Consider the following 18,418-nt stretch of genomic DNA (forward strand, 5'->3'; position numbering starts at 1 on the left):
GCGGGCGGGCAGCCCCGGCCCCGTCGTCGTTCGGCGGTGTCGATCACTTTCGTTGACCGACGCCGACAGCATGCAGCCGGCCGCCGGATCGGTGCGTTGAGTTATCCACAGGCATCCGTGTTAGTCGTACAAATACGGGGCGCTGACTTCCTCCGTCGTCAGCGGGTAACGTCGAGGCGTGCCCGTCGACCCGCTGAACAGCACCAGCCGTACCAGCCCGAGCGCGGTCGAGGTGCGCCGCAGCGCGCGCCGTCGCCGTACGGTCTCCGCCTACCGGGAGGGAGACCGCACGGTCGTGCTCCTTCCGGCCCGTATGACGGCCGACGAGGAGAAACGCTGGGTCGGCGTGATGCTCGACAAACTCGCGGCGCAGGAGAGCCGGCGGATGCTGGACGACGGCGATCTGGCCCGGCGCGCGGCGCACCTGTCCGCGCAGTATCTGGACGGGCACGCCTGCCCCTCCACGGTGCGCTGGGTGACCAATCAGAACACCCGCTGGGGGTCGTGCACCCCGGCTGAGGGAAGCATCCGCCTCTCCCACCGACTCCAGGGCATGCCCGAGTACGTCATCGACTACGTACTCCTCCACGAGCTGTCACATCTGCTCGTCCCCGGGCACGGCCCGCGCTTCTGGCGGCTGTTGGAGGCGTATCCGCGCACCGAGCGGGCGCGCGGATACCTGGAGGGTGTCGCGGCGGCGGAGCGACTGCCGCATCTGCCCGTCGCCGGGGGCGAGGAAGAGGACGACACCTGACCCTCCCGCCGCAGCGGCAGGGGAGGGGCGGTGTCTGACTTCGGCTCCGGCAGCCGGCCCGTCACCCGGCTGCTCTCCGTCTCACACGTGCGGGTTCGGATGGTGCGCGGAACGGAGGGCCGCGGCCGTCTGCCGGGCGAGCCGCACCACGGACTCGTCCGCCACCTCGGCGACCTCGTCGAGGCCGACCCAGCGAAGCTCCAGTGACTCGTCGCTGATCGACTCCACAGCTCCCGCGGGGGCCAGGGCCGCGTACTGGACATCCAGGTGCCAGGCGCACGGGGTGCGGTGTCTGTCGAGTCTGACGGGGCCGCCGGGCAGCAGCGTCAGACCCGTGATTCCGGACTCCTCCGTGGCCTCCCGCAGTGCGGCGTCGGCCACCGTGGCGTCCTCGGGTTCGCAGTGGCCGCCCATCTGGAGCCACATGCGCAGCTTGCGGTGCAGTGTCAGCAGCACCCTGCCGCCGTCCGGCTCGACGACCAGGGCGCTGGCCGTCAGGTGCCCGGCGGAGCACGCCTTCCACATGCCGTCCGGGTGCGTGGCCAGGTGACGGAGGTAGTCCTCGCGCAGCTGCTCCTGCTCGCTGTCACCGTCAGGACCGCGCCACCTGGTCAGCACCTGCTCCGCGTCGGCGCGGAGAGCGTCAGGCGCCGCGCTCACCGCTTGCCCTCGTCCTCTCCACCCTCGGGGCCGCTTTCCGAGCCGCCCTCGGAGCGGCCTTCGGAACCGCCCTCGGAACCGCGCCCCGAGTCGCCCTGGGAGTCGCCCTCGTCCTTGCCGTCCGCCTCGCCACGGCCCGGGCCCTTGCCCTCTTCGGCCGTGCCGGTGCCCTCTTCGGCCGTGCCGGTGCCGTCTTCCGCCGTGCCGGTGCTCTCCGTGCCGGTCCCCGCGGCCGCGGCGCCGAGGATGCGGTCGAGCTCGGAGAAGTCCGGCTGCTCGCGGTGCACGAAGGCGTCCGGGTCGTCCAGGTCGGCCGCGGTGGGCAGCATGTCCGGGTGCTCCCACAGGGCGTCGCGCCCCTCGGAACCGCGCGCGTCGGCCAGCGAGGCCCACAGCCGGGAGGCGTCGCGCAGCCGTCGGGGCCGCAGCTCCAGGCCGATCAGCGTGGCGAACGTCTGCTCGGCGGGCCCACCGGAGGCGCGCCGCCTGCGCAGCGTCTCGCGCAGAGCCGAGGCCGACGGAAGGTGTGGTTCGGCGGCCGCGTGCACGACCGCGTCCACCCAGCCCTCCACGAGCGCCAGCGCGGTCTCCAGCCGGGCGAGCGCGGCCTTCTGCTCCGGGCTGTCCTCGGGCTGGAACATGCCCTGCTGCAGTGCCTCCTGCAGCTCCTCGGGGCGCTGCGGGTCGAGCTGGCCGACGACGTCCTCGAGCTTGGCCGTGTCCACCTTGATGCCCCGCGCGTACCCCTCCACGGCGCCGAAGAGGTGCGAGCGCAGCCACGGCACGTGGGCGAACAGCCGCTGGTGGGCCGCCTCCCGCAGCGCGAGGTAGAGCCGCACCTCCTCCTGCGGGATGCCCAGGCCCTTGCCGAGGGCCTCGATGTTGACCGGCAGCAGGGCGGCCTTGCCCGCCGGGCCCAGAGGCAGGCCGACGTCACTGGAGCCGACGACCTCGCCCGCGAGCACGCCCAGGGCCTGCCCGATCTGGGTGCCGAACATGGCGCCGCCCATGGAGCGCATCATGCCGAGCAGCGGCCCGGCCATGGCCTGCATCTCCTCGGGCAGCACGCTGCCCATGGCGGCGCCGACGCGCTCGGCGACCGGGTCGACCAGGTCCTTCCACACCGGGAGGGTGGATTCGACCCACTCGGCGCGGCTCCAGGCGACCGCCGATCCGGAGCCGGACGGCAGCGAGGTGACGCCGTCCAGCCACAGGTCGGCCAGGCGTACCGCCTCCTCGACGGCCGCGCGGTCCTGCGGACCGACGGAGGAGTCCTTCGAGCCGTCCTGCGCGCCCGCGGCGACGGTCTGGCGGGCGATGTCCTTGGCCATGTCCCAGTTCACCGGGCCGCCCTCGTAGGAGAGCATCTGGCCCAGCTTCTGGAAGGCCGCTCCCAGGTCGCTCGGGTCGAACTGGCCCTGCTGGCCACCGCCCAGCGAGCCGAACATCGCAGCGAGCGGGTTGTCGGCTCCGCCGGAGCCGGGGCCGCCGCCGAAACCGAACGGGTTGGGCGTGCCGCCGCCCGGCTGCTGGCCGCCCTCCGGCTTCTTCTTGCCGTCGTCCCCGTCCTCGGGCTCCTCGGGAGGTACGCCGAATCCGAATGGGGTGTCACTCACGGGTTTCCTCGGCTCTGTCTCGTCTGTCTCGTCGGACGGTGTTGTGGTTCCGGGACGGTCTGCGTGTCGCGCAAGTCCTGGGTGCGATCTGCGAGCTCTGCCCCCAGCCTAGACACCAGTCAGGCAGGATGGAGCCTGCGCACCTCGTACCAGAAACAACCACTGGAGACGCCCGGTGAGTTCCTCCGAGTCCCACGTTCGCGCAGCGCGAACCCCGACCGTCGCCGTCACCGGCGCTGCCGCGGGGGTCGGCGCGCTGCTCACCGAGCGGCTCGCGGCCTCCGAGGAGATCAAGCAGGTTATCGCCCTGGACGAGCGCCGGGGCGAGGTGAGCGAGGCCCAGTGGCACACGCTGGACGTGCGCGATCCGGCGATCGCCGACCGGCTGCGCGGGGACGGAGACCCGGTGGACGTCGTCGTCCACCTCGCGCTCGATCTCGACTTGGAGACGGACCCGGCCGCCCGTACCGCCTACAACGTGCGCGGCACCCAGACGGTGCTGACCGCGGCCGCGGCGGCGGGCGTCCGTCGCGTCGTCCTGTGCACCTCGGCGATGGTCTACGGAGCGCTCCAGGACAACGACGTACCGCTGTCGGAAGAGGCGGAGCTGAGGGCGACAGCCGACGCCACCGGCGTGGGTGACCTGCTGGAGATCGAACGGCTGGCCAAGAGAGCTCCCCGTGCCCACCCGGGGCTGAACGTCACCGTGGTGCGCCCTGCGGTCCTGGTGGGCGCGGGTACGGACACCACGCTGACCCGGCATTTCGAGTCGCCGCGGCTGCTGGTGGTCGCCGGATCGCGGCCCTGCTGGCAGTTCTGCCACGTCGACGACCTGGTCACCGCGCTCGAGTACGCGGCGCTGGAGAGGGTCGAGGGTGAGGTCGCGGTCGGCTGTGACGGCTGGCTGGAGCAGGAGGAGATCGAGCAGCTGACGGGCATGCGCCGCATGGAGCTGCCTTCCAGCGTCGCCCTGGGGGCCGCGTCCCGGCTGCACCGGCTCGGCCTGACCCCCTCCCCGGCGGCAGACCTCGCCTACACCATGTATCCCTGGGTCGTCAGCGGCAGCAGGCTCCACGACGCGGGCTGGCGGCCCCGGTGGACGAACGAGGACGTGCTCGCCGAGCTCCTGGAGGAGGTGGCGGGCAGGCACACGGTGGCGGGACGGCGCCTCGGCCGCACGGAGGCGGCGACGGCGGCCGGCGCGGCCGGCGCCACGGTGGCCCTGATCGGCACGGCGGCCCTGGTCCGGAGGGCGCGCAAGCGCCGTGGGCTGTGAGCGGAGCGGCGGTACGTCCACCTCGCCGCCAGGTGTGCTTCCGTGCGTCTCACGGGCGGGCGCCGTGGCCTGCGCGCTTCCGTACGTACCACCGGCGGGTGCCGCGGGCTGTGCTCGTTGTGTGCCCGTCGGCCCGTCGGCCCGTCGGCCCGTCGGGACGTCCCTCGCGTCGGCGCGGCGCTCCGTGCGCGACGGCGGCCGCCGAACGGAGCACCGCGCGCGGCAGGTCGGGTGTTCCGGATCGACGGCGGGTAGGGCAGCATGACCGGCATGGCACAGACGTACGACGCGGCCGGCAGCGGCGACCGGGGGAAGTACCCAGACCACCCCGGCGAGCAGGGCGCTGAGGACCCCATCCGGCTGCTGGGGGTCCGCGAGACACCACTGTCCGTGGACGAGGTCTTCGCCGCGGTCGGCGACCACGCGGCGGGCGGGACGGCGCTCTTCGTCGGCACCGTCCGCGACCACGACGGCGGGAGCGACGTCGCCCGTCTGGGCTACTCCTCGCACCCCAGCGCCGAGGCCGAGCTGCGCCGTGTCGCCGAGAAGGTCGTGGCCGACCACCCGGTGCGCGCCCTGGCAGCCGTGCACCGGGTCGGCGACCTGGTGGTGGGGGACCTGGCCGTGGTAGTGGCGGTCTCCTGTCCGCACCGCGCCGAGGCGTTCGACGCCTGCCGGAAGCTCATCGACGATCTCAAGCACGAGGTGCCGATCTGGAAGCACCAGACGTTCTCCGACGGCACGGAGGAGTGGGTCGGCGCCTGACCCCCTGCGGCACCTCTCCCCCCGTCGGGTGCCTTGCCGGGTCCGTTCGGTGGACCCGGGCGCTCCGATGGCCCGCAGGCGGCTCCGGTTGCGTAACCGGTCCCGGGGCCGGACCGTTGAGGAACCGACGGTTAATCTGCTCATCGGCCGGTCTGCCGGTCGCCGGGTCGCGTGCCCGGAAGGCGCGTAACGAGGGGTCGGGAGGTTTCGATGGCGGCTCTCGCCTGGTTGCTGATTCCGGTCGTCGCCGCTGTCGCCGCCAGCCTGTGGGGAAGCTGGGCCGGACGGCGCCGCGCCAAGACACCCGACGCCGTGGGAGTCGCCGGGTACGAGCGCTTCCGCGCCGCCATGGAGCGGTCCGGAACGGACGGTGCCCCCTGCTGGCGGCCTGAGAGCCGGGACGGGCAGGTCTGTGGAGCCGAGGACGCGCACCACGGGCGCGGCGGCGCTGGATCACAGGCCGGGGAGCGGGCCTCGCGGGGCCCGGCGGCGGCCGAGTTGGCCTCCGCGGGGGCGGTCGGCCACGCGTCCCCGGACGGACCGGCCCGGGGCGCCGGGTGACAGACCCGTCCCGTACTGTCGTGCCATGCCTCGCCGCACCGCGACCCTGCTCGCCTCCACGCTGCTGCTCATAGCGATGCTCTGCGCCGGAGTGCTCATCCAGGTGCCGTACGCGGAGATGTCCCCCGGCCCGACGGTGAACACGCTGGGTGAGCACGACGGCGATCCCGTGCTCAACATCAAGGACAAGCCCGGTGACAAGGGCGAGCCGAAGCAGTACGACACCTCCGGCCATCTGAACATGACGACCGTCCGTGTCACCGGCTCCGAGTACCGCATGACGCTGCTGGGCGCCCTCTCAGGGTGGCTGAGCGACGACAGCCTGGTCGTACCGCACAAGACGCTCTATCCGGAGGACAAGTCGGCCGAGGAGGTCGATCAGCAGAACGCCGAGGAGTTCACCGCGTCCCAGGAGAGCGCCAAGGTCGCGGCCCTCAAGGAGCTCGACATCCCGGTCAGCTCCTATGTCGCCGTCGGCTCCGTCGAGAAGGGCGCCCCCGCCCACAAGCGGCTGCACGCGGGGGACGTCATCACGGCGGTCGACGGCAAGCCGGTCTCCGAGCCGGAGCAGGTCGGGATCGTGGTGCGCGGGCACGAGCCCCGGGAGAACGTCTCCTTCACCGTGATTCCGGCTGCCAAGGTGAAGGCCGCCCAGAAGAAGGGCAAGAAGCCGTCGTCGAAGGACGCGGAGAAGGTCACGGTGCGTACCGGCAAGACGAAGGGCGCAAGCAGCGCCCGGGTCGGTATCACCACCATGCTGTCGCACAGCTTCCCGTTCGAGATCGACATCAAGCTCGCCGACATCGGCGGCCCCAGCGCGGGGCTGATGTTCGGCCTGGGCATCGTCGACAAGCTCACGCCCACCGACCTCACCGGGGGGAAGTTCGTGGCCGGCACCGGCACGATCGACGACTCCGGGAAGGTCGGCGAGATCGGCGGGATCCAGATGAAGACGCTGGCCGCCCGCAAGAAGGGCGCCCGGTTCTTCCTCACCCCAGCGGGCAACTGCGCCACCGCCGCCAAGGCCAGGCCGGACGGGCTGACCCTGGTGAAGACGTCGACCATGGACGACGCCCTCAGCTCTCTGCAGAAGATCCGCAAGGGTGAGACGGACGAGCTCACCCAGTGCGCGGCGCACTAGGTCAGCTTCGCCCGGTCACGGCCGACTGAGCACCGGGGAGCTTGTTCCCCCAGGGGTGCTCCTCCCTCGGGACAGGTCTCTCGGGACAGGTCTCTCGGGACAGGTCTCTCGGGCCGGGTCACCACGGGCAGCCCCCTGGGGACAGGTCCCTCGGCGCGGTCACTCCTCGAACGTCGCCGCCAGCGCTTCCGCGAGCCCGGGCACCAGGCCGGAGCCGGTGAGCACCTCCGTGGTGGCGTCCTTCTCGCGCAGCCGCAGCGCCGATTCCCGCTCGCCGTCGCGCAGCACGGCCACCGTCATCCGCACCTCCTGACGCTCGGGGTGCTCGGCGACCCAGCGGGTGAGCGCCTCGTCGTCCAGGTCCTCGGGGACGGCGGACTCCGCGGACGGCGGCAGCATCAGCCGCTCGACCGTGAGCGCGCACCCGGCGACGGCGTCGGGCCAGGCGATGGTGGCCAGGAACTCGTCCAGCGGCACGTCAGCGGGGATCTCGTCCTGTTCGATGGGGGTCAGCGCGTCGGCCGGCGCGTCCTTGTCCTGTTCGTCCATGCCGAGCTGCTGGGCCAGCCCGGGTTCCTCGGTGCGCAGGCGTTCCGTGTCGACCAGGGCGAAGAGCCGTGCGGGCTGGTCCCAGCCGAGCCCTGCCGCGTACTCGTCGAGCTCCAGCACCGCGCGGGTCAGGGGGCGGGAGGCGAGGGGCGTGCCCTCGTGGGGGAGGTTGTTCATCCCCATATCGTGCCGCCTCCGGGAAGGAAAGGTTGACTTGGACCCCGGAGACGGGAACTGGGTAAAGCCTCGGTAAGTTGCTTAGGTGGGCCGTACGATGCGGGCCCAGCTTCTGAAGCTTCACACACTGCCGAACTTCGAGGTGCGCACCTTGGCTTTCCAGATGCCGGACCGGGGCTCCGGTGGGGGTCCCTCCGGGCCACGGATCAGAGTGGGCCGGCCATCACGGCGTGCCCGGACGCTGTTGATGACAGCGGGCGTGCTGGTCGTTCTGGCGATGCTTTTCGTCATGTTCTCCGGGTTCTGGACGGACTGGCTGTGGTATCGCTCGGTCGACTACAGCTCGGTCTTCACCAAGACCCTGTGGACGAAGATCGGCATGTTCGCCGTCTTCGGTCTGCTGATGGCGCTCGCTGTGGGATTCAACATCTGGTTGGCCCACCGGCTGCGCCCACCGCTCAGCGCGATGTCGATGGAGCAGCAGAGCCTCGACCGCTACCGCATGGGCCTGGCGCCCTACAAGAAGTGGGTGCTGCTGGGCATCACGGCCCTCGTCGGGCTGATCTCCGGCGCCTCGGCGGCGGGCCAGTGGCGTACGTGGCTGATGTGGGTGAACGGCGTCGCCTTCGGGACGAAGGATCCGCAGTTCCACAAGGACGTCTCGTTCTACGCGTTCGATCTGCCGTTCTACCGCTTCCTGCTCAGCTTCGGTTTCGCCGCGGCGATCCTCTCGCTGATCGCGGCCGCGCTGGTGCACTACCTCTACGGCGGGCTGCGGGTGACCACTCCCGGGGCCCGGGCGACGGCGCAGGCCACCGGGCACCTGTCGGTGCTGCTGGGTGTCTTCGTCGCGCTGAAGGCGGTGGCCTACTGGCTGGACAGGTACGGGCTGGCCGTCAAGTCGGGCGACTTCAAGGCGACGGACAACTGGACGGGCCTCAAGTACGTCGACGCGAACGCCTACCTGCCCGCGAAGACGATCCTGTTCATCATCGCGATCATCTGCGCGCTGCTGTTCTTCGCCACCATCTGGCGCCGCACCTGGCAGCTGCCGGTGATCGGTTTCGGGCTGATGGTGCTCTCGGCCATCCTGATCGGCGGCCTCTACCCGGCGCTGGTGCAGAAGTTCCAGGTCTCGCCGAACGAGCAGGCCAAGGAAGCGCCGTACATCAAGAAGAACATCGAGGCGACGCGCGACGCGTACGACATCGACGACGCCGAGGTGCGCCAGTACGACGGCAAGAGCAAGGCGGACGACGACAAGCTGCGGGACGCGGCGGACAGCACCGCGAGCATCCGCCTGCTGGACCCGAACGTGGTCTCGCCGACGTTCCAGCAGAAGCAGCAGGTGCGCGGGTACTACCAGTTCCCGCAGACCCTGGATGTGGACCGCTACGAGAAGGACGGCAAGGAGCAGGACACCGTCGTCGGCGTCCGGGAGATCAACACCAAGGGGATCCCGGAGAAGAACTGGATCAACGAGCACTTCAAGTACACCCACGGCTACGGCATGGTCGCGGCCAAGGGCACCTCGGTGGACAAGGACGGCGCGCCGGACTTCACGGAGAAGGACCTGCCGCCCAAGGGCGACAAGGGCAAGTACGAGGGCCGGATCTACTACGGCGAGAAGACGAGCCAGTACGCGATCGTCGGTGGTCCGCAGAAGGAGCTGGACTACGCCGACAACAAGGGCGAGAAGACCTACACCTACAAGGGTGACAGCGGGGTCGACCTGTCGAACCCGGTCAACCGCGCCGCCTACGCGGTGAACTTCAACGAGCCGCAGATCCTCTACTCGGGCGCGATCGGTGAGGGCTCACGGGTTCTGTACAACCGCACGCCCAAGGAGCGCGTCGAGGCGGTCGCCCCCTGGCTGACCATCGACGGCGATCCCTATCCCTCGGTGGTCGACGGCCGTATCCAGTGGATCGTCGACGCCTACACGACCTCCAACGGCTACCCCTACTCGTCGCGTACGACGCTGGGGGACACGACGGAGGACTCGCTCACCGACGGGCAGCGTTCGGTGGTCGCCCAGCAGAACCGGGTGAACTACATCCGCAACTCCGTCAAGGCGACCGTGGACGCCTACTCCGGCAAGGTGAAGCTGTACGAGTGGGACAAGAAGGACCCGGTCCTCAAGACGTGGATGAAGGCCTTCCCCGGCACGGTCGAGTCCAAGGCGTCCATCAGCGACGACCTGATGGATCACCTGCGCTATCCGCAGGACCTGTTCAAGGTGCAGCGTGAACTGCTGCAGACCTACCACGTGACGTCGCCGTCGCAGTTCTACAGCGGCTCGGAGCGCTGGCAGGTGCCGGACGACCCCACGCACAAGGGCAACGCGGTTCCGCCGTACTACCTGAGCTTGAAGATGCCGGGTCAAAAGGACCAGCAGTTCCAGCTGACGACGACGTTCAACCCGAACAAGCGGGAGACGCTCGGCGCGTTCATGGCGGTGGACGCCGACGCGCGCAGCGATGAGTACGGCAAGATCAGACTGCTGAGACTTCCGCCGAACACGACGGTCGCAGGGCCTTCGCAGGTGCAGAGCAAGTTCAACTCCGAACCTGAGATCGCCGAGATCATCAACCGCATCAGACGAGGCGACTCCGAGGTCGAGTACGGCAATCTGATGACCGTGCCCCTGGAGGGCGGACTGCTGTACGTGGAGCCCGTCTACGTCCGCGGTGCCGGCGTCAACTACCCCCGTATGCAGAAGGTTCTGGTCACCTACGGGGAGCGGGTCGCCTTCGAGGACAGTCTCGACCAGGCGCTGAACAAGGTCTTCAACACGCCTGACAGAGACGAGGGCGGGGAGCGGACCGGCCCCGGTGACCAGGAGAAGGAGAAGGAGAAGGGCGAGAATCCGCCGAACGCCTCCGTGGACGAGGCGCTCGAGGACGCTCAGAGCGCGTACGACGCCGGTCAGAAGGCCCTGGAGAAGGGCGACTGGGAGGAGTACGGCAAGCAGCAGAAGGCGCTGGAGGAGGCGTTGAAGGACGCCTCCGAGGCCGAGCAGTCCGGCGGCGGCAAGAACGGCTCCGGCTCGGGTTCGGGCGGGGACTCGGGTTCGGGCTCCGGCGGCGGATAGCCGGGTGAGACCACCCCGCGCCATGGTGTAGAGTTATGAACACAACGGCGCGGGGTGGAGCAGCTCGGTAGCTCGCTGGGCTCATAACCCAGAGGTCGCAGGTTCAAATCCTGTCCCCGCTACTTGGAAGAAAAGGCCCGGAGTCAACAGACTCCGGGCCTTTTCGCTTGTGCGGGGGATGGTGGGTGCGCTGTAGTTTGAGGTATCTCTTCGTCGGGAAGTCGACAAACCGCCGAAGTGACCTCACTGGCTGCGGTATACGAGGTGTACGCGGGTTGCGGGTGGTGCGACGATGGAGCTTATGGGGGAGAAGGCAAGGCCGACGGACCCGGCACGTCCCGGTCCGGGCCCGAGCGTGGAGGAGTACACCGAAAAGACCGCAGCCGCAGTGGCGAACGCAGCCGGACACTCCGCGGGGGACACGACCGCCGCGGACAGTGTGCTGGGGGCCCAGCTGCTGCGCCGGGGGGATCTGGACGGCGCCGAGCCGCATCTGCGCGCCGCCACGGCCGCGGGTGACCGCGCGGCCGCCAACAACCTCGGAGTGCTGCTGCACCAGAGGGGGTATACGGAAGAGGCCGCCGAGTGGTGGCGTACGGCCGCCGTCGCCGGATCGGCCGCGGCGGCACACGCGCTCGGCCGCCACCGGCGGGAGCGCGGTGACGAGCCCGCGGCCCATTACTGGCTTCGGCAGTCCGCCGAATCCGGCCACGCGCTCGGCGCCTACGCGCTGGCGGACCTGCTGGAGCACCGCGGCGAGGACGGTGCGGAGGAGTGGTTCCGCGCCGCCGCCGAGCGCGGTCACCGGGAGGCGGCCTACCGCGTCGCGCGGCTGGCCTCAGCCAGGGCCGAACAGCTGGCGGCCGACGAGGAGTCCGACGCGACGACCGTACGCGAGGCCGAGGAGGAGGCCGAGGGCTGGTACCGCCAGGCGGCGGCCCGCGGCCACCGCAGGGCGGCGCTGCGGCTGGGTGCGGCCCTGGAGCGGCGTGGCGAGCTCAAGGAGGCCGGTCGCTGGTACCTGACCTCCGCCAAGGACGGCGAGGCACGGGCCGCCTGCGCTCTCGGCTTCCTGCTGCGGGACGCGGGTGACGAGGAGAGCGCCGCCGTGTGGTGGCGCCGTGCGGCCGAGGACGGCGACGGAAACGCCGCCAACGCCCTGGGCGCGCTGCACGCCGACCGCGGCGAGCGGCAGGCCGCCGAGCGCTGGTACCGCGTCGCGCTGGAAGCCGGCAGCGACAACGGGGCGTTCAACCTCGGGCTCCTGTGCGCCGCGCAGGGCCGTACGGCGCAGGCTGAACAGTGGTACCGCCGGGCCGCCTACGCCGGGCACCGCGAGGCCGCCAACGCGCTCGCCGTCCTGCTGTTGCAGCGTGGGGACGCGCAGGGGGCCGAGCCGTGGTTCTCCAAGGCGGCCGAGGCCGGAAGCGTCGACGCCGCCTTCAACCTCGGCATCCTGCACGCCGGCCGCGGCAACGAGCGTGCCGCGCGCGCGTGGTACGAGCGGGCGGCCGCCTCCGGGCACGCGGAGGCCGCGCTCCAGGTCGCCCTCGCCCTGCTGCGCGAAGGCGAGCTGCACACCGCCGAGAGGCACCTGCGGTGCGCCGCGGGCGGCGGCAGCGTCGAGGGCGCCTTCCGGCTCGGCGCGCTGCTGGAACGGGTCACCCGGCCCGACACCGGCGAGCTCGGTTCCGCGCACGCTCTCGGGCGCGTCGAGGGCGCCAGACCCGAGTACGAGGAGTGGTACCAGCGCGCCGCCGAGCACGGCCACCGCCGGGCACAGGTACGGCTGGGCATGTGCGCGGCCGCGCGGGGCGAGGTCGTCGACGCCGCACGCTGGTACCGCGCCGCGGCCGAGGCGGGCAGCCCCAACGGCGCCTTCAACCTGGGCCTGCTGCTGGCCCGCGAGGGCAGCGAAGCGGAAGCCGTGCTGTGGTGGACCCGCGCGGCCGAGGCCGGGCACGGCAGGGCAGCGCTGCGGCTGGCGCTGCTCAGCGCACGCCAGGGCGAGCTGGCCGAGGGCCAGTTCTGGTGCGCGCGCGCCGTCGAGCTGGGCCCGGCCGAGGTGGCCGAGCGGGCCGCACGCCTGCGGGATGCGCTGCGCGCGGAGCTCACGGCGTAGGAGCGGGCCTCCCTCGCCGGGGGGTGCCGGAGGGCGTCGGGGAGGCCAGGGCGGCCGACCGACGCCCTCCGGCACCCCGCCGCTCCCGCCGTGATCGCTCCCGCCGTGATCGCTTCCGCTGTGATCGCTGCCGCCATGAGTGCTGCCGCCGTGAGTGCTGCCGCCGTGAGTGCTCCCTCACGAGCGCCGCGCCCTGAGCACCCCACCGCAGGACCGGAACCGGAGTGCGCGGGGGGCTTCACCGTGGGCGCTCGGAGCGCGGTTCGGAGGGGGGCTCGCAAGGTCTGCCACAGCGGGCTCACGCGGCTCGCGGGTCTCGGTTTGCACTGGTCGTCGGCGTGGGTTAAAGTTGTACACACAACGGCGCGGGGTGGAGCAGCTCGGTAGCTCGCTGGGCTCATAACCCAGAGGTCGCAGGTTCAAATCCTGTCCCCGCTACTGGAAGACGAAGGCCCGGATCCTCGGATCCGGGCCTTCGTCATGTTCGCGCACTCTCCGGGTCGGGCTGTCCGCTGGCCGGCTGCCGGGTCACCGGGCCCCGGCGCGTGGGCGTCACGGCTCGTGTCCGACCGCTTCCGCGTAGAGCCCGCGGTCCACCAGACGCGCTTCGGGGACGGGTTTGCCCTCGGTGACCCCGGCGTCGCGGTAGGCCTTCTGGAGCCTGTCGGTGGTGCCCTTGCGGATCTCCCAGTCCATCCGGAGCGCGGGTACGGCCGTGATCACCTTCGGATCCTGTTTGAGGATCTTGGCGAGTTCGGCCACGAAGGCGGGGTCCTTCTTGTAGTCGTCGGCGAAGTAGGTGTTGACCGTGCGGATGTAGGCGCGCAGCAGGGCGACCCCCGCGTCGACGTCGGCACTCAGCAGGCCGGGTCCGAACAGGGCGCCGCCCAGGGGTTCGCCGGGTGGCTGGCCGCCGAGGAAGGCGTACTTCTCGTCCTCCTCCACGCGGCGCCACACCGGGTCGAGCAACCAGGCCGCGTCCACTCCGCCGCTGGTGAAGGCCGTCAGGACGTCGGAGGAGCCGAGCTGCTGGAAGGACATGGACGCCATGTCGGCGCCGTGTGCGGAAAGGAGGGTGTCCATCGGGTAGGAGATCACCGACCCCTTGCCGATCAGGGTTCCGATCTTCCGGTTTGCGAGAGAGACGGAGGACGGCTTCTCGCCCTCGCGCAGGCGGACCCACAGGCCGCTCTTGGACTTCGGGTCGGGGGAGAAGTTGCCGGCGACCCAGCGGATGTCGAAGCCGGAGTTGATGCCGTTGACGACGGCGGCTTCGGGGGCGGCCCACAGCGCGTCGATCTCGCCCTTGGCCAGCAGCGGGAGGGCTTCTGGGGTGGGCAGCACCCTCAGTTCGACATCGAGCCCTTCCTTGGCGAACTCGCCCTTGGCTATGGCGATCTGGAGGGGTGCGACGTACTCGGCGGTCAGTGTGCTGGTCGCGATGGTGAGCTTGCGGGTCTTCTTGAGCTTGCGGGGCGCGGGGGCTCCGGCTTCGCAGCGTGCGGGGGAGCGGTTCTCACCCGTCTGGGCGGGGTCGGTCCAGGAGTGTTCGCCGCAGCCGGGGACGGGTTCGATGTCGCGGTCGGCGGTCTTCAGGCCGCTGTCCCGCTGTGCTGAGCAGCCGGTCAGGGCGAGGGCGCAGCTGAGGACGAGGGTGAGGGCGGGGGCGAGGGGATGGCGCACGGCGGCCCTTTCGAAAGAGGTCGGGCGGGGGACCTGTGCGGGTGTCAGGACTGGCCGCGGCCCCGGTCGCGCGGCGCCCACGGGGTGAGGAGGCGTCCGGCGAGCCGGACGAGTTCGGAGAAGAGCACGCCCAGGACGGCGACGCAGACGACGCCGACGAACATCACGTCGTTCTGGAACAGGGCCCGGGAGTCGAAGATCAGGTGTCCGAGGCCGTCGGAGGCGGCGATGGACTCCGAGGCGACGATCACCAGCACGGCGACACCCGCGGCGATCCGGGCGCCGACCAGGACGGAGGGCAGGGACGCCGGCAGCAGCACGTGCCGGAACATCTGCCAGTGTCTGGCGCCGAAGACGCGCCCGGCGTCCCGGTGCCCCTCCGGGACGGCCAGCACGGCGGCCATGGTCGAGATCCAGACGAAGAAGAAGACCGTCGCGGCCACCAGCGCCACCTGCGGCCCCTCACCCAGTCCGAACATGTTGAGGAAGATGGGCAGCAGCGCCAGCTTCGGTACCACGTACAGGGCGTCCATCATGGGTTCCAGCGCGGCCCGCACCAGCGGCAGCGCTCCCATCAGCAGCCCGAGCAGGTAGCCGGCCACCGTGCCGAGCAGGTATCCGGCGAGGACCCGTTTGAGGGTGGCCCACACGTCGGGCCACAGGTCGCCCTCCGCGGCGCGCTCCCATCCGTCGGCGACGATGGCGCTCGGTGCGGGGTAGACGCGCGCGTCGATCCACTGCTGCGTGGCGGCGAGCTGCCACAGCAGGACGAGGACGAGGGGTGCGGCGACGGCCAGCGACAGTTCCAGTGCGCGCCGCCGCCTGTGGGTGCTCTCCGGGGCTCTCTCGTGCGGCCCCGGGCGCCGTACGAGGCGCCCCTCGCTGCTGTGCGGCGTCCGCAGGGTGCTCATGCGGCGGCCCCCTCGCCGCTCGCCGTGGCCGGTCCCGCGCCGGGTGCCCGGCGGCCGACCTCGCCGCGCAGCAGTCCCCACAGTTCGTCCTTGAGGGCGGTGAAGCGCGGGTCGGAGCGGACGTCGCCGGTGCGGGGCCGGGCGAAGGGCGTGCGGCGTTCGGCGATGACGCGGCCGGGGCGCGCGGACATCACCAGGACCCGGTCGCCGAGGACGAGGGCCTCTTCGAGGCTGTGGGTGATGAAGAGGGTGGTGGCGCTGGTGGCCTGCGTGAGGGCGAGGAGTTCGTCCTGGAGGATGGTGCGCAGCTGCGCGTCGAGTGCGGCGAAGGGCTCGTCCATGAGCAGGATCTCCGGTTCGACGGCGAGCGCGCGGGCGATGGCCACCCGTTGCCGCATGCCGCCGGAGAGGGCGGCGGGGTAGGAGTCGGCGAAGTCGGCCAGCCCCAGCCTGGCGAGCCACGCGGCGGCACGGGCGTCGGCCTCCTTGCGGGGTGCGCGCTGGACGTCGAGGCCGAAGCGGACGTTGGCCAGCACGGTCTTCCAGTCGTAGATGCCGTAGTCCTGGAAGATCATGGCGGCGGGGTGGGTGGCGTCGGTGCGCAGTTCGAGTGCGCCGGAGGTGGGGCGCAGCAGTCCTGCGGCGATGCGCAGCAGAGTGGACTTGCCGCAGCCGGAGGGGCCCACGACGCAGACGAACTCGCCCGGGTCGACGTCCAGATCGAGCGGACCGAGTGCGGCGATTGCGCGGGGGCCGCGGCCGAAGCTGCGGGTGACGGCACTGGCGCGGATTTTCGGCATGGTCACTCCCCGTTCCGGGTGGGGAAGAGTGCGTCAGTCCGCGACGATATGACGGCCCGTCAGATACCGGCAAGGGTCATGCGGCAACGCGCTGCGGCGACACGAGCGGGCCCGCACCCTCGGGGTGCGGGCCCGCTCGGCCGGGAAACGGGCGCTGTCGGCGCCTTCGGATGAAGGTCAGGCGTCCGCGCAGTGGGGGCAGACGCCGCGGTAGGTGACCGTGGCCTCCGCGACGGCGAAGCCGTACCGCTCCCGCTCGGGCAGGGCGGTCAGCGGGTCACCCGTCGGGTGGACGTCGCGGATGGTGCCGCAGCGGGAACAGACCAGGTGCTGGTGGCTGTGGCGCGCGTTGGGGTCGTAGCGTTTCGCGCGTCCGTCGGTGCTCACCTCGAGCACTTCACCGAGGGCGACGAGTTCGCTGAGCGTGTTGTAGACCGTCGCGCGGGCGATCTCCGGCAGGCGGTCCGTCGCGCGGGCGTGGACCTCGTCGGCCGTGTAGTGGACATGGTCGCCGTCGAGCACCTCGGCGACGACGCGCCGCTGCGCGGTGAGGCGCCAGCCGCGGTCGCGGAGCCGTTCCAGCAGGTCACTCATGTGTCCAGCCTAGCAGCGCCATGTCCATGGGCAGAACCCGTACGGGTTTCGTTTTCTTCTTGACTTAGACAATGTCCAATGTAGGGTGACGAGTGGTTGGCCCACAGGACAGATGTGAAGCACAGGAGGCGCACGTGACCGTGCAGGACGAGACGTCCGGACCGATGACGACGGAAGCCGGTGCTCCGGTCGCGGACAACCAGAACAGCCAGACCGCCGGCGTCGGCGGCCCGGTGCTCGTTCAGGACCAGCACCTGCTCGAGAAGCTCGCACACTTCAACCGCGAGCGGATCCCCGAGCGGATCGTGCACGCCCGGGGCGCGGGTGCGTACGGCAAGTTCACCGTCACCGCCGACGTGACGCAGTACACGCGGGCGAAGTTCCTCTCCGAGGTCGGCAAGGAGACCGAGGTCTTCGCGCGGTTCTCGACGGTGGCCGGCAACCTCGGCGCGGCGGACGCGGTGCGTGACCCGCGCGGCTTCGCGCTGAAGTTCTACACCGAAGAGGGCAACTACGACCTGGTCGGTAACAACACCCCGGTGTTCTTCGTCAAGGACGCCATCAAGTTCCCCGACTTCATCCACACCCAGAAGCGCGACCCCTACACCGGCTCGCAGGAGCCGGACAACGTCTGGGACTTCTGGAGCCTCTCGCCCGAGTCGACGCACCAGGTGACCTGGCTGCACGGCGACCGCGGTATCCCCGCCTCCTACCGTCACATGGACGGTTTCAGCTCCCACACCTTCCAGTGGAGCAACGAGGCGGGCGAGGTCTTCTGGGTCAAGTACCACTTCAAGACCGACCAGGGCATCAAGAACCTGACGGCCGCCGAGGCGGACGTGCTGGCCGGCAAGGACCCCGACAGCCACCAGCGCGACCTGCGCGAGTCCATCGAGCGCGGCGAGTACCCGAGCTGGACCGTCGGCGTGCAGATCATGCCCGCGGCGGAGGCGGCGAACTACCGCTTCAACCCGTTCGACCTCACCAAGGTGTGGCCGCACGCGGACTACCCGGTCCACTGGTTCGGCAAGATGGAGCTCAACCGCAACCCGCGCAACATCTTCGCCGAGACCGAGCAGTCGATCTTCTCCCCGCACCACTTCGTGCCGGGCATCGGCCCCTCGCCGGACAAGATGCTCCAGGGCCGCCTGTTCGCCTACGGTGACGCGCACCGCTACCGGGTCGGCATCAACGCCGACCTGCTGCCGGTGAACGAGCCGAAGGCGGCGCAGGCCCGCTCCTACGGCCGCGATGGCTTCATGTACGACGGCCGCCACGGCGGTACGAAGAACTACGAGCCGAACAGCTTCGGCGGCCCGGCCGAGACCGGCCGTGCCATGTGGGAGCCGCAGAGCGTCAGCGGGACGACCGAGGACCACGAGGCGCCCTCGCACGCCGAGGACGACGACTTCGTCCAGGCCGGGAACCTCTACCGCCTCATGTCGGAAGACGAGAAGCAGCGGCTGGTCGACAACCTCGCGGGCGGCATCGCCGCCGTCTCCCGCGACGAGATCGCCCAGCGCGCGATCGAGAACTTCCGCAAGGCGGACCCCGACTACGGCAAGCGGCTCGAGGCCGCGGTCCAGGCCCTGCGCGGCTGATCGATCGCTCGCCGTACGAGCCCGGAGGGATCGGACGCCATGGGGCTCCGGTCCCTCCGGTGCGTTTCCCGCGCCGTCCCCGCAGGTGCTCGCGGGGGCGGCGCGGGACCGCGT

General features: G+C 71.0%; 15 protein-coding genes and 2 tRNA genes. 10 read left to right on the plus strand and 7 right to left on the minus strand.

The window, feature by feature from the left end; translation table 11 throughout:
• Window positions 1-178 precede the first annotated feature (178 nt).
• Window positions 179-754: a M48 metallopeptidase family protein gene (locus MMF93_RS21995; protein WP_242754153.1), complete on the plus strand. Its 576-nt coding sequence runs from the start codon at window positions 179-181 to the stop codon at window positions 752-754.
• An 81-nt stretch (window positions 755-835) separates the two neighbouring features.
• On the opposite strand, the gene MMF93_RS22000 is transcribed toward MMF93_RS21995, so the two are convergent.
• Window positions 836-1,414 carry an NUDIX hydrolase gene (locus MMF93_RS22000; RefSeq protein WP_423835492.1) on the minus strand — a complete coding sequence of 193 codons (579 nt, stop codon included), beginning with the start codon at window positions 1,412-1,414 and terminating at the stop codon, window positions 836-838.
• Window positions 1,411-3,030: a zinc-dependent metalloprotease gene (locus MMF93_RS22005; protein WP_242754154.1), complete on the minus strand. Its 1,620-nt coding sequence runs from the start codon at window positions 3,028-3,030 to the stop codon at window positions 1,411-1,413. The genes MMF93_RS22000 and MMF93_RS22005 overlap by 4 nt, the downstream gene beginning before the upstream one ends.
• Before the next feature lie 175 nt (window positions 3,031-3,205).
• On the opposite strand from MMF93_RS22005, the gene MMF93_RS22010 reads away from it, so the two are divergent.
• The 4 genes from MMF93_RS22010 (at window position 3,206) to MMF93_RS22025 (ending at window position 6,773) form a co-directional block, all read left to right on the plus strand.
• On the plus strand, window positions 3,206-4,306 hold the full coding sequence (locus tag MMF93_RS22010) for an SDR family oxidoreductase (protein ID WP_242754155.1): 1,101 nt from the start codon (window positions 3,206-3,208) through the stop codon (window positions 4,304-4,306).
• Window positions 4,307-4,567: 261 nt separating this feature from the next.
• Window positions 4,568-5,071: a molybdenum cofactor biosynthesis protein MoaE gene (locus MMF93_RS22015; RefSeq protein ID WP_423835493.1), complete on the plus strand. Its 504-nt coding sequence runs from the start codon at window positions 4,568-4,570 to the stop codon at window positions 5,069-5,071.
• A gap of 210 nt (window positions 5,072-5,281) precedes the next feature.
• Window positions 5,282-5,632 (plus strand): hypothetical protein, encoded by a 351-nt coding sequence (locus MMF93_RS22020; RefSeq protein ID WP_242754159.1) that lies wholly within the window; start codon window positions 5,282-5,284, stop codon window positions 5,630-5,632.
• Between the two features lie 25 nt (window positions 5,633-5,657).
• Window positions 5,658-6,773: a YlbL family protein gene (locus MMF93_RS22025; RefSeq protein WP_242754161.1), complete on the plus strand. Its 1,116-nt coding sequence runs from the start codon at window positions 5,658-5,660 to the stop codon at window positions 6,771-6,773.
• 159 nt (window positions 6,774-6,932) lie between these two features.
• On the opposite strand, the gene MMF93_RS22030 is transcribed toward MMF93_RS22025, so the two are convergent.
• The gene (locus tag MMF93_RS22030; RefSeq protein WP_242754163.1) at window positions 6,933-7,499 is read right to left on the minus strand and encodes a PPA1309 family protein; all 567 of its coding nucleotides are present in this window, start codon (window positions 7,497-7,499) and stop codon (window positions 6,933-6,935) included.
• Between the two features lie 163 nt (window positions 7,500-7,662).
• Between MMF93_RS22030 and MMF93_RS22035 the strand changes: the two genes are divergently transcribed.
• The 4 genes from MMF93_RS22035 (at window position 7,663) to MMF93_RS22050 (ending at window position 13,153) form a co-directional block, all read left to right on the plus strand.
• Window positions 7,663-10,593, plus strand: coding sequence for a UPF0182 family membrane protein (locus tag MMF93_RS22035; RefSeq protein WP_242757703.1), 2,931 nt, complete (start codon window positions 7,663-7,665; stop codon window positions 10,591-10,593).
• 48 nt (window positions 10,594-10,641) lie between these two features.
• Window positions 10,642-10,715, plus strand: a tRNA-Met gene (locus MMF93_RS22040).
• Between the two features lie 179 nt (window positions 10,716-10,894).
• Complete coding sequence (locus MMF93_RS22045) at window positions 10,895-12,715, plus strand: tetratricopeptide repeat protein (RefSeq protein ID WP_423835494.1); 1,821 nt, start codon at window positions 10,895-10,897, stop codon at window positions 12,713-12,715.
• Window positions 12,716-13,079: 364 nt separating this feature from the next.
• Window positions 13,080-13,153 (plus strand) — tRNA-Met (locus MMF93_RS22050).
• 114 nt (window positions 13,154-13,267) lie between these two features.
• Here the strand turns inward: MMF93_RS22050 and MMF93_RS22055 are convergent.
• The 4 genes from MMF93_RS22055 to MMF93_RS22070 all read right to left on the minus strand — a co-directional run bounded on the left by MMF93_RS22055 (window position 13,268) and on the right by MMF93_RS22070 (window position 16,703).
• Window positions 13,268-14,398, minus strand: a complete 1,131-nt coding sequence (locus tag MMF93_RS22055) for an ABC transporter substrate-binding protein (RefSeq protein ID WP_423835495.1) — start codon at window positions 14,396-14,398, stop codon at window positions 13,268-13,270.
• Window positions 14,399-14,442: 44 nt separating this feature from the next.
• Window positions 14,443-15,309 carry an ABC transporter permease gene (locus tag MMF93_RS22060; protein WP_242754167.1) on the minus strand — a complete coding sequence of 289 codons (867 nt, stop codon included), beginning with the start codon at window positions 15,307-15,309 and terminating at the stop codon, window positions 14,443-14,445.
• Entirely contained in the window at window positions 15,306-16,109 is an 804-nt protein-coding gene (locus MMF93_RS22065; protein ID WP_242754169.1) for an ABC transporter ATP-binding protein, read from the minus strand. Before MMF93_RS22065 ends, MMF93_RS22060 begins: the two co-directional genes overlap by 4 nt.
• A gap of 177 nt (window positions 16,110-16,286) precedes the next feature.
• On the minus strand, window positions 16,287-16,703 hold the full coding sequence (locus MMF93_RS22070) for a Fur family transcriptional regulator (protein WP_242754171.1): 417 nt from the start codon (window positions 16,701-16,703) through the stop codon (window positions 16,287-16,289).
• A 164-nt stretch (window positions 16,704-16,867) separates the two neighbouring features.
• Between MMF93_RS22070 and MMF93_RS22075 the strand changes: the two genes are divergently transcribed.
• A complete protein-coding gene (locus MMF93_RS22075) occupies window positions 16,868-18,304 on the plus strand; it encodes a catalase (RefSeq protein WP_242757705.1) in 1,437 nt (478 codons plus the stop codon).
• The last annotated feature ends 114 nt before the right edge of the window (window positions 18,305-18,418 follow it).

The organism is Streptomyces tubbatahanensis, from assembly GCF_022699385.1.
Classification (GTDB): domain Bacteria; phylum Actinomycetota; class Actinomycetes; order Streptomycetales; family Streptomycetaceae; genus Streptomyces; species Streptomyces diacarni.

Bases quoted from the DNA above. Each gene is read 5' to 3' on its own strand.
- MMF93_RS22030 (WP_242754163.1), bottom strand. From the start codon at position 7,499: ATGAACAACCTCCCCCACGAGGGCACGCCCCTCGCCTCCCGCCCCCTG.
- MMF93_RS22065 (WP_242754169.1), bottom strand. From the start codon at position 16,109: ATGCCGAAAATCCGCGCCAGTGCCGTCACCCGCAGCTTCGGCCGCGGC.
- MMF93_RS22075 (WP_242757705.1), top strand. From the start codon at position 16,868: ATGACGACGGAAGCCGGTGCTCCGGTCGCGGACAACCAGAACAGCCAG.
- MMF93_RS22060 (WP_242754167.1), bottom strand. From the start codon at position 15,309: ATGAGCACCCTGCGGACGCCGCACAGCAGCGAGGGGCGCCTCGTACGG.
- MMF93_RS22035 (WP_242757703.1), top strand. From the start codon at position 7,663: ATGCCGGACCGGGGCTCCGGTGGGGGTCCCTCCGGGCCACGGATCAGA.
- MMF93_RS22020 (WP_242754159.1), top strand. From the start codon at position 5,282: ATGGCGGCTCTCGCCTGGTTGCTGATTCCGGTCGTCGCCGCTGTCGCC.
- MMF93_RS22070 (WP_242754171.1), bottom strand. From the start codon at position 16,703: ATGAGTGACCTGCTGGAACGGCTCCGCGACCGCGGCTGGCGCCTCACC.
- MMF93_RS22015 (WP_423835493.1), top strand. From the start codon at position 4,568: ATGACCGGCATGGCACAGACGTACGACGCGGCCGGCAGCGGCGACCGG.
- MMF93_RS22045 (WP_423835494.1), top strand. From the start codon at position 10,895: ATGGGGGAGAAGGCAAGGCCGACGGACCCGGCACGTCCCGGTCCGGGC.
- MMF93_RS22025 (WP_242754161.1), top strand. From the start codon at position 5,658: ATGCCTCGCCGCACCGCGACCCTGCTCGCCTCCACGCTGCTGCTCATA.